The 8,811-nt window shown below is 71.4% G+C and carries 11 protein-coding genes, 1 tRNA gene and 1 pseudogene; 5 read left to right on the top strand and 8 right to left on the bottom strand.

Going from position 1 to position 8,811, the window contains the following annotated elements:
• Window positions 1-263, bottom strand: a pseudogene (locus B9H04_RS07275) (HPP family protein); the annotation flags it as partial.
• A 194-nt stretch (window positions 264-457) separates the two neighbouring features.
• Between B9H04_RS07275 and B9H04_RS07270 the strand changes: the two are divergent.
• On the top strand, window positions 458-979 hold the full coding sequence (locus B9H04_RS07270) for a nucleoside deaminase (protein ID WP_049929764.1): 522 nt from the start codon (window positions 458-460) through the stop codon (window positions 977-979).
• Window positions 976-2,079 carry a carbohydrate kinase family protein gene (locus B9H04_RS07265; protein ID WP_049929765.1) on the top strand — a complete coding sequence of 368 codons (1,104 nt, stop codon included), beginning with the start codon at window positions 976-978 and terminating at the stop codon, window positions 2,077-2,079. The genes B9H04_RS07270 and B9H04_RS07265 overlap by 4 nt, the downstream gene beginning before the upstream one ends.
• A gap of 30 nt (window positions 2,080-2,109) precedes the next feature.
• Here the strand turns inward: B9H04_RS07265 and B9H04_RS07260 are convergent, their stop codons facing one another.
• On the bottom strand, window positions 2,110-2,937 hold the full coding sequence (locus B9H04_RS07260) for a BtpA/SgcQ family protein (protein WP_049929766.1): 828 nt from the start codon (window positions 2,935-2,937) through the stop codon (window positions 2,110-2,112).
• Window positions 2,938-3,013: 76 nt separating this feature from the next.
• On the opposite strand from B9H04_RS07260, the gene B9H04_RS07255 reads away from it, so the two are divergent.
• From B9H04_RS07255 to B9H04_RS07245, 3 genes are all read left to right on the top strand, one after another.
• Window positions 3,014-3,493 carry a DUF7124 domain-containing protein gene (locus B9H04_RS07255; RefSeq protein WP_049929767.1) on the top strand — a complete coding sequence of 160 codons (480 nt, stop codon included), beginning with the start codon at window positions 3,014-3,016 and terminating at the stop codon, window positions 3,491-3,493.
• Between the two features lie 85 nt (window positions 3,494-3,578).
• Entirely contained in the window at window positions 3,579-3,926 is a 348-nt protein-coding gene (locus tag B9H04_RS07250; protein ID WP_049929769.1) for a 4a-hydroxytetrahydrobiopterin dehydratase, read from the top strand.
• A 66-nt stretch (window positions 3,927-3,992) separates the two neighbouring features.
• Complete coding sequence (locus B9H04_RS07245) at window positions 3,993-4,475, top strand: hypothetical protein (protein WP_049929771.1); 483 nt, start codon at window positions 3,993-3,995, stop codon at window positions 4,473-4,475.
• Window positions 4,476-4,507: 32 nt separating this feature from the next.
• Here the strand turns inward: B9H04_RS07245 and B9H04_RS07240 are convergent, their stop codons facing one another.
• The 6 genes from B9H04_RS07240 to idi all read right to left on the bottom strand — a co-directional run bounded on the left by B9H04_RS07240 (window position 4,508) and on the right by idi (window position 8,801).
• Complete coding sequence (locus B9H04_RS07240; RefSeq protein ID WP_049929773.1) at window positions 4,508-5,422, bottom strand: ATPase; 915 nt, start codon at window positions 5,420-5,422, stop codon at window positions 4,508-4,510.
• Window positions 5,419-5,760, bottom strand: a complete 342-nt coding sequence (locus tag B9H04_RS07235; protein WP_049929775.1) for a DUF5827 family protein — start codon at window positions 5,758-5,760, stop codon at window positions 5,419-5,421. The genes B9H04_RS07240 and B9H04_RS07235 overlap by 4 nt, the downstream gene beginning before the upstream one ends.
• 434 nt (window positions 5,761-6,194) lie before the next feature.
• Window positions 6,195-6,794: a superoxide dismutase gene (gene sod, locus B9H04_RS07230; protein WP_049929776.1), complete on the bottom strand. Its 600-nt coding sequence runs from the start codon at window positions 6,792-6,794 to the stop codon at window positions 6,195-6,197.
• Between the two features lie 384 nt (window positions 6,795-7,178).
• Window positions 7,179-7,262, bottom strand: a tRNA-Ser gene (locus B9H04_RS07225).
• 78 nt (window positions 7,263-7,340) lie between these two features.
• Window positions 7,341-8,096 (bottom strand): DUF2064 domain-containing protein, encoded by a 756-nt coding sequence (locus B9H04_RS07220; protein ID WP_049929778.1) that lies wholly within the window; start codon window positions 8,094-8,096, stop codon window positions 7,341-7,343.
• 96 nt (window positions 8,097-8,192) lie between these two features.
• On the bottom strand, window positions 8,193-8,801 hold the full coding sequence (idi, locus tag B9H04_RS07215) for an isopentenyl-diphosphate Delta-isomerase (RefSeq protein ID WP_049929779.1): 609 nt from the start codon (window positions 8,799-8,801) through the stop codon (window positions 8,193-8,195).
• Between the last annotated feature and the right edge of the window lie 10 nt (window positions 8,802-8,811).

The raw sequence follows: 8,811 nt of genomic DNA, 5'->3' as shown, positions 1-8,811 counted from the left end.
GACAGGGAGTACTGTCCCTGCGGGTCGGAGAAGAGCGTGTAGGCTCCCGACGCCAGCGGCGGGAAGAGGAGAAACGAGAGGTCGGTCAGGTTCGTTATCTGAGTGACGAGCGCGATGAGCATCGGCACGAGCAACAGCGTCGTCAGGTGGAGCAGATTGCTCGTGTCCTCGGCCCACTGCCGGAGTTCCGCGAACTCCCGGCGTTCGATCCGACGTGCCCGTCGGCGAGCGGCGCCGAGTTTCGCTCGCAGCCTGTCCAGCATTACTCTTGCTTCGCTCGTGGCGGTCAAGAGCGTGGCGGAGCGTCCGACGCGAACGCCGAGCGTGACCCCGACGCGCGTCGGCGACGGAGGCGACGCGGACCGAGACGCCTCGACGGGGAACCGAGCTCGCCGGACGACGACCGCACGCAGCCGGCGGTACCAACCGTTAGGTTCCCGGAGGCGAACGGGGACGTATGACCGACGCGGACGACGCCGGCGATCCCAGTGAGTTCCGTGACCTCGACGACCTGCCGGACGACCCGACCGACCGGGAGTACGTGGAGCGAACGATCCGGCTCGCCAAGGAGGCGGTCGAGGCCGGAAACACCCCGTTCGGCGCCCTGCTCGTGGTCGACGGCGAGGTCGTCAGCGAGGCGCGCAACGAGACGCGGACCGAGGACGACGTGACGGCGCACCCGGAGCTGACGCTCGCGCGGTGGGCCGCGCGGGAGCTCGACGCCGACGAGCTCGCGGACTGTACCATGTACGCCAGCACGGAGCCGTGCCCGATGTGTTCGACCGCGATCCACTACGCGGGGATCGACCGGGTCGTCTTCGGCGTCGACGGCGAGACGCTCGGCGAGCTCTCCGGCGGCGTGGTGCCAATCCCCTGCGAGGAAGTGGTCCGGCGCGGCGGCGGGGAGACGAGCGTCGAGGGACCGATCGCCGTCGACGCCGCGATGGCCGTTCACCGCCCCTTCTTCGGCGAGTCGTGACGGCGGAGTCAGATGCGAGCGACGGCGGAAGCGGTGGTTCGCCGGCCGTCCTCTGCGTCGGGGCCGCCGCGATAGACGAGTGGTACGCGGTCAGCAACCTCCCGGAGCCGGACGGCGGCGCGTTCGCCCGGGAGGTCACGTCCGCGTTCGGCGGCGTGGGCGCGAACGTCGCGGTCGCGCTCGACCGCCTCGGCCGCGACGCGGGGCTCGTCAGCCGCGTCGGCGACGACGAGTACGGCCGGAGAGCCCTGGAGTACCTCGGCGAGACGGGCGTGGACGGGACGCACGTCGCGGTCGGCGACGACGCCCACACCCGGTCCTTGATCCTCCGCGACCCGGATGGGGAGCGCGCCATCGTCACCGCCGGCGAGAGCTTCCGCGGGCTCCGCCTCGACGGCGACGCGCTCGCCGCGATGGCCGACGCCGACGCGGTCTTCCTCACCGCCTACACGCCTGACAGCGTGGCGCGGCGGGCCCTCGACCGGGTTCGGTCGCTCCGCGAAGCCGCCGAATCAGGCGAGTCAGGGAGCGACCCACCCGCGCTCGTCTTCGACCTCTCGGGATCCGTCGAGGAGCTAGTCGGGCGCGGCACGGAGCCGGCGACGGTCCACCGGTTTCTCCATGAGGCCGACCTGTTCGTCGCGGACGGCGTCGCCGCGCCAGCGTTCTTCGGGTCGGCGGACGCCGCGGTCAAGCGGGTCGCGAGCGCGCATACCCGAGCGGCCGAGTCGGCGCCCTCACCCGGGCCCGAGTCGCGGTCGCGGGGTGGCCCGACGTGGCCCCGCGCCGTCCTCACGCACGGCGCCGACGGGATGACGGCGATCGCGGGCGGCGAGGTGTCCGAGTTCGACGCGTTCGACGTCGAGACGGTCGACGCGACCGGCGCCGGCGACGCGTTCACCGCCGGGCTGATCGACCGGTGGATCGCTGGAGCCCCCGCGGGGCCGTCCGCCGACCGTGACGGCGTCGCTGGCGGCGTCCGGTTCGCGGCCGCGATCGCCGCGATCAACTGTACGAGCCGGTTCACGCAGCCCGGGCTCCCGACGCGGAGCGAGGTCGAGGCGTTCCTCGCGGACCGCGGCGTCGACGTCGGCCGGTAGGGGACCCTCCCCCCGATCACCGCGCCCCGCTCACCGAACCGCGTCGGCGGCGTCGACGAGGTCCGCGACGCGGTCGGCGTCGACCGGGGCGGTCGTCTCGCCGCCCCGTTTCAGCGCGGTGCCGACGATCGCGCCGTCGGCGACGTCGAGCAGGTCGGCGACCGTCTCCGGCGTGACGCCGCTGCCGACGAGGACGGGCGTGTCGAGGCCGTGGTGCTCGCGCTCGGCGACGACCGACCCGAGGGCGTCGGTATCGACCGCCTCGCCGGTCCCCGGCCCGGAGGCGATCACGGCGTCGGCGAGGCCGCGCTCGGCGGTGTCGGCGAACGACTCGGCCGTGTACCCCGCGGGCGTCAGCGGGGCGGAGTGTTTCACGTCGGTGTCGGCGAAGACGCCGATGTCGACGCCGAGGCGGTCGCGCAGGCGGAGCGTCTCGTGGGCGCGCCCCTGGACGATCCCCTGGTCGGTGACGCGGGCGCCGGTGTGGACGTTCACCCGGACGAAGTCGGCGCCGACCGCGGCGGCGACCGAGAGGGCGGCCTCGGCGTCGTTCCGGAGGACGTTGACCCCGAGCGGGAGGTCCGTCTCGGCGGCGACCGCGGTCGCGGCGCGGGTCACGCCGGCGACGACGTGCGGCGGGACTTCGTCGGGGTAGAAGGGGGCGTCGCCGAAGTTCTCGATCACGATCCCATCGACGCCGCCGCTGTCGAGCGCGCGCGCGTCGCTCGCGGCCCGGTCGACCGCCGCGCGCATCGCCTCGCGGCCGTCGTCGGGCGCGTTCGGGGCACCGGGAAGCGGCGGGAGGTGGACCATGCCGAGCAGCGGCGCAGCGGTGTCGAAGGTGGATTCGAACTCCATTCTCGGAGACGAGGAGGGCCTCGGACAAAAGCCTCCCCACAGCGTTTAGGCCGCCGGCCACCTGGATCCGGTCGAGATGGGAATCGACGCGACGACGACCGGCGACAGCGACGTGACGCTCGTCTTCTCGCTCGGCGCCGCGCGGTCGCTCGCCGACCCGGCCGCGGCGTTCGCCGACGCGCGCCAGTGGAGCCGCCACGTCGGCATCGTCGCGAACGAGGCGGACCGGGCCGCGCAGTTCGCGGGCGACTACGGGATTGACAACGACTACGCGCTCACGAAGTGGGACAAGTGGGGGACCCTCGCGGACATCCGCGAGCAGAGCGCCGCCCCGCGGTGCGTGTTCGTCGGCACGACCCGCGCGGACGAGCGCGTCGCCACCGAGACGGGCTACGAGTTCTTGCGCGTCGACGAGGCCGCCGAAAAGGCCGGCTGGGAGCTCTCTGACCCGAGCGCGACCGGCGCGGACGGGGGCGCCACTGACGACGAGCGCGGGAGGGGGCGCCTCGGCCGGCTGCGGCGCGCGGTACGCGAGGCGATCTCGCGGCTCCGGTAAGGCCTCGGTCCGCGCTTTTCGGTCGCCCGTCGTCCTCCGGGGTCGACCGCGGAAGGTACAAACCGTTCGTCGCCTAACGTGGGGTATGTCCTCACCGCTCGCGGACGAGCCGGTCGAACCGGCCGGCGACGACGCGGAGCCGCTCGACGGAGACGAGTGCGCCGACCACCTCGACGAACTGGGCGACGCGTGGGAGGTCGTCAACGACCACCACCTGGAGGCGAGCTACGAGTTCCCCGACTTCGAGACGGCGCTCGCGTTCACGAACGACGTGGGCGAGCTCGCCGAGGCGGAGTGGCACCACCCGGACATCTCGCTGTCGTGGGGCGAGGTCGGGATCGAGATGTGGAGCCACGAGGTCGGCGGCCTCACCCGCGCCGACTTCGTGATGGCGGCGCGGATGGACCGCCTGTACGCCGCCGACGGCGAGTGACCGCACCCGTCCTGACCTGACACATCAACAAACGGGTTTAAACCCCTCCCGGCGAAACGACGGGTAATGAGCGAGAACGTCTTCCTGGTCCCGATCGACCCGGAGAACTTCGACCGGACCGTCCGGTCCCCGGTCGATCTCACCGACTACCCCGATCGCCCCGAACCCCTCGCCGACCTCGACGAGACGCGCCTGTGGGCCGTCGACGACGACAGCGGCAACGGGTCGACGTTCGAGAAGATGGCGTCGGGCGACCTCCTGCTGTTCTACGCGGACGACGAGTACGTCGCGACCGGCCGCGTCGGCGAGGCGTTCGCGGACGAGGACCGCTGGGTGAGCGGGACCTTCTGGACCGCCTTCCCCACCACGCGGGTGTACACGGTCACCGACTTCGGCGCCGTCGCCGCGCCCAAGCGCGCAGTCAACCGGATCTTCGACTACTCGTCGTCGTACACGCCCGGCTTCATGCGCGTCGCCGACAGCCGCGTGACCGCCGACCTCTCGTCGATCGAGTCCGCGCTGGAACACTACACGAAGCGGAACGCCTGAGCCCGGGCCGCACGCGACGCTCCGTCGCTCCTTCAGTTCTCGACCGAATCCGTGAGCGTCGCGTACGCCGGCTCGTACGCCGCCGCGATCCGGTCGGGATCGCCGCGGACGTCGCCGGACAGCGCCGGCAGCGAGACGGTCGCGAGCGGCTCGATCATCTCCGTCACCGCGTCGACGTGCTCCTCGCGGGTCCCCTCCCGCGGGCTCCCGGCGGCGACCGCGCGGGCCTTCGCGTAGCGGTCGCCGGCGTATAGCCGCGCGCGGCCGGGGTCGACGACGGCGACCGCGTCGGGCGCGACCGGCCCGTCGCGGGGAAGGGTCCCGGCCACGTCGGCGTACGACTCGACGACGACCGGGACCGGCGTCCGCGCGACGCGGTCCGCGAGCCGCTCGATCGCGGGGAGGTGCGCCTCGGCCATCACCTCGTTGAACGCCGGTACGTCGCGCACGCGAGTCGCCTCCGCGAGGGGGAGGCGGTCGGTCAGCGCGTCGGGGAGCAGCCCCGCCTCCTCGGCCGCGCCGTTGACGACGAAGCGCGTGCCGGACGCGGTGGTGACGCGGTCGCAGAGGAACGTGCGCTCTGCGTCGCCGAGCATGCCCGTCCGTCCCGGCGTCGGTCGCCAGAGCCGGTGGACGGGGTTGATCGATTCCGGCGTGACCGCCGAGGGCGACGGGGAACCGTCGTCGGCCGCCGCGAGCGCGCGGGTGTTCGCGGCCGCGAGGGTGCGGGCGTCCTTCCCGTAGAGTCGGGCCGCGTCGGTCGCGATCAAATAGTCGTCGTGGTCGAACCAGAGGTCGTTGCCGGCCCGGGGCTTGACGCCGACCGCGTCGCCCGCGCGGTCGGCGAGGTGGGCGACCAGCCCCGCCGAGAAGGTGGTCTTGCCGGCGTCGACGCGCGCGCCGCCGGCGACGAGGTACGTCGGCGGGTCGGATCGGTCCCCGGTCACGCCGACTCGTCGAGTTCGTCGGAGTCAGCGTCCGACTCGGCGTCGGTGTCGGACGCCCCGCTGTGGTCCTCGTCCGTGGCGAGCCCGTAGTATCCCGGGCCGTCCTCGGTCAGGGGCTCGGCGACGACCATGTCGTCGGCGTGGACCATCACCCACGGGACGGCCCAGTCGACCAGCACGGCCTCGGTGTCGGGGTCGACCTCGGCGTCCGGTTCTAACCCCTGAAGCAGGCGACCGATCTCCGGGATCGTGTACATCTGGTCCGGCTCGAACAGCTCCGCGGGCTCGTAGAAGTCGCACGGGTAGGTGGCGTCGAACGCCGACTTCGGTTCGGGCATGCGCGAGCGTACGCGACGGCGTCCGTAAACGCTGCCGATACGGTTCGAACCTCATTCCGTGGGGTGGCGCGCGCCTTCGAGTGGCCGCCGGAGGCGGCCGCGAGGAGCGCGTGCGAGGGAGTCGGCCGACTGGAGGGAGGCCGACGAGGCTGGGGCGGTGAGAGGTGCGGTGCCGTGCGGGACGGGGCTCAAACGGGCAGCCGCGCTCGCCGAATCCCAGCGACGCAAGCACCGCAGGGAGTGAGCACGGCGGACGACCGCGGAGCGCGGCGAAGCTGTGGGAGTCGAGCGCGGCTGGGGCTTCGGAGGCGTTCGTCATCGCTTCGCCGGCGACCAGTCATGACTCACACCGCCTACGCGAACCCGTCGCTCACCGGGCAACACGCTGCGAAAAAATGCGGATCTCGACGCGCGTAACGCGTCCGGAGACGCGCTTACTCGAACAGCTCGACGGCCTGCTCGTAGCGGGTGGACGGCTCGTCCCAGTCGACGACCTCGAAGAAGTTGTCGACGAACTCGCCGCGAGCCGGGCCGTAGTCGTGGTAGTAGGAGTGCTCCCAGACGTCGAGCGCGAGGATCGGGTGACCGCCCCAGACCGCGCCCTCGTCGTGGTTGTCGACCACGACGTTGCGAAGCTGATTCGAGAACGTGTCGTACACCAGCAGGGCCCAGCCGCTCGCGCTGCCCGCGGCGGCTTCGAACTCGCCCTTCCAGGCCTCGTACGAGCCGAAGTCCTCCTCGATACGGTCGGCGAGGTCTCCTTCGGGCTCGTCGCCGCCCTCCGGCGACATGTTCTGCCAGAACAGGTCGTGGAGGATGTGGCCCGACGAGTTGTGGGTCACGTCGCGGATGGCCCCGGCCGACGAGGAGAAGTCGTGGTCCTCGCGGTTGGCCTCGAGCGTCTCCTCGGCGGAGTTCCAGCCGTTGACGTACCCCTGGTGGTGGGTGTCATGGTGCCATTCGAGCACCTGTTCGGAGATGTGCGGTTCCAGCGCGTCGTAATCGTACGGCAGCGGATCGAGTTCGTAACTCATGCTTGTATCACCTATCACGAACATGTGCCGGAAACCTGTTAAAGATAATGCGGCACGTGGTACCACGCGTCACCGGACGTGAGTGTTACCGGGCGTTTCAGGCCAGCAGCGATGTGATTGCGGTTCCGGCGGTCGAAAGCGCGAGACGAGAGACCGATCCGAATCGGCTGTCGAGAGAAACGAGTAACTGAATTCTGTTTCGCGGTCGCTCACTGATTCAATCCCGCACGAAACGCGCGCAGCGCGAGCTGCGCCGCGCGCCTACGGTGGGACTGGGATTCGAACCGATGTGAGACGGTCACCCTCCCTCCGCTCTGGCGCTGCGACTCACAGGCTTCGAATCCCGCACGAGACGCGCGCGGCGCGAGATGCGCCGCGCACCTACGGTGGGACTGGGATTCGAACCCAGGAAGCCGTGAGGCTACCTGCTTTCAAGGCAGGCGCAATGGGCCACTCTGCCATCCCACCACACGTGACTGCTCGGCGTCGGACGACTAAGTGGTGTCGGATCCGACGCACCGGGCCCCGCCGCCGCGCACGAGACGCTCAGTCCCGAACCAATCGTTGCTCGCCGTCCTCGACGACCACGTCCAACCCCTTCTCGTGGACGAACGCGGCCGTGTAGTCCGGCACGACGCGCTCCGCGGCGAACCGCGCCCGGAGCATCGGGACCACGTCGAGGAGGTCCGCCCCGGTCTCCAGCGAGGGGGACGGCTCGACGAAGTCCACGGAGCGGTCGGCGTCGCGGCCGCGCTCCGCGAGCGTCGGCAGCGCGGGCGCCTCGAAAGCGCCGTCGAAGTCGATCGGTTCCGTGAACCCGGCGTAGTACGCCCGGCCGTCCGTCGAGGGCCCGAGGACCACTTCGGTCGTCCGGAGCTTCATCGCCGCGGAGTCGACGCTCGTCCGCGAGAGCAACGGCGCGGTCGGGGTGACGACCGCGACGGAGTCGGCGCCCTCCTCGCGCAAAAGGTGGGTGACGGTGTTGCCGGCGCGCGCGCCGAACGACGAACCGACCTGCCGCTCGAAGCGGACCTCGTCGGTGCCGCCGAGGGTGTCCGCGACGAGCGTCCGCAGCTCCGCCTCCGGACTCGTCTCCGTCCGGTGCTCGGCGGGGAGGTCCTCGTCGTCGGGATAGTTGACGAGGAGCTCGCCGCCGGAGCGGTCGACCGCGAGGACGGCGTCACGGAATTGCGCCTCGTAGAGGTCAGCCGCCTCGGCGGCGGACAGCGGCGTCGACTCGGCGATCGCGGTTCCGACGAGCCCCTCGCGGGGCGGATTCGCCAGCAGGACGACGACGGTCATACGGGATCGCGGCGCGGGAGCGCCTTCAAGTCGCCGTTTCGGTCCGAGGAAGGGGAGCCCGGACGCGCGGACCGATCTGGGAGATGCGGCGGTCGGTCAAGAGAAGTCGCGGCGCATCGCGATCTCGAACCACGGGCAGAGGCGGAGCTGCCGGTACAGCTCGGGGTTCTCGTGGAGGTGGTCGTAGTCGGCCCACAGCATCCCGCCGATCTCGTCGTCGTCCGGGTCCAAGGCGGTGTCGTCGAGGGTCACCTTCAGCACCGCACACACCTCCCACTCGACGCCCTCGTTCGGGTAGTAGCGCTTGTACTCGAACTTGTCCGTCACCCGGAGGTCGTCGTACTGGTCGGGCGAGATGCCCAGCTCCTCTTCGAGGCGCTGCTCGGTAGCGTCCTCCTGAGATTGTCCCTCGACGGGGTGGGAGGCGACCGTGCCGTCCCAGTGGCCGTCCCAGAGGCGCTTGTTCGGCGCGCGCTGGGCCAGCAGGATCCGGCCGTCCCGGTCGAAGACCAGGCAGGTGAACGCGCGGTGGCGGATCCCGTCGCCGGTGTGCGCGTCGAGTCGGTTCACCGTGCCCTGCGCGACGTCGTCCGGGTCGACGGCGATGACGTCCTGAAGCGCGTTCTCGTGGTCGGTGTCGCTCGCCTCGCCGGTCGCGTCGTCGCCGGCGGGATCCCCCGGCGCGGCCGCGTCTTCGGAACTCATGCGCGGTACG

The organism is Halorubrum ezzemoulense DSM 17463, assembly GCF_002114285.1.
GTDB classification, from domain to species: domain Archaea; phylum Halobacteriota; class Halobacteria; order Halobacteriales; family Haloferacaceae; genus Halorubrum; species Halorubrum ezzemoulense.
This window is presented reverse-complemented; position numbering and strand designations above follow the sequence as displayed.

Bases quoted from the DNA above. Each gene is read 5' to 3' on its own strand.
- B9H04_RS07260 (WP_049929766.1), bottom strand. From the start codon at position 2,937: ATGGAGTTCGAATCCACCTTCGACACCGCTGCGCCGCTGCTCGGCATG.
- sod (WP_049929776.1), bottom strand. From the start codon at position 6,794: ATGAGTTACGAACTCGATCCGCTGCCGTACGATTACGACGCGCTGGAA.
- B9H04_RS07245 (WP_049929771.1), top strand. From the start codon at position 3,993: ATGAGCGAGAACGTCTTCCTGGTCCCGATCGACCCGGAGAACTTCGAC.
- idi (WP_049929779.1), bottom strand. From the start codon at position 8,801: ATGAGTTCCGAAGACGCGGCCGCGCCGGGGGATCCCGCCGGCGACGAC.
- B9H04_RS07220 (WP_049929778.1), bottom strand. From the start codon at position 8,096: ATGACCGTCGTCGTCCTGCTGGCGAATCCGCCCCGCGAGGGGCTCGTC.
- B9H04_RS07250 (WP_049929769.1), top strand. From the start codon at position 3,579: ATGTCCTCACCGCTCGCGGACGAGCCGGTCGAACCGGCCGGCGACGAC.
- B9H04_RS07235 (WP_049929775.1), bottom strand. From the start codon at position 5,760: ATGCCCGAACCGAAGTCGGCGTTCGACGCCACCTACCCGTGCGACTTC.
- B9H04_RS07270 (WP_049929764.1), top strand. From the start codon at position 458: ATGACCGACGCGGACGACGCCGGCGATCCCAGTGAGTTCCGTGACCTC.
- B9H04_RS07255 (WP_049929767.1), top strand. From the start codon at position 3,014: ATGGGAATCGACGCGACGACGACCGGCGACAGCGACGTGACGCTCGTC.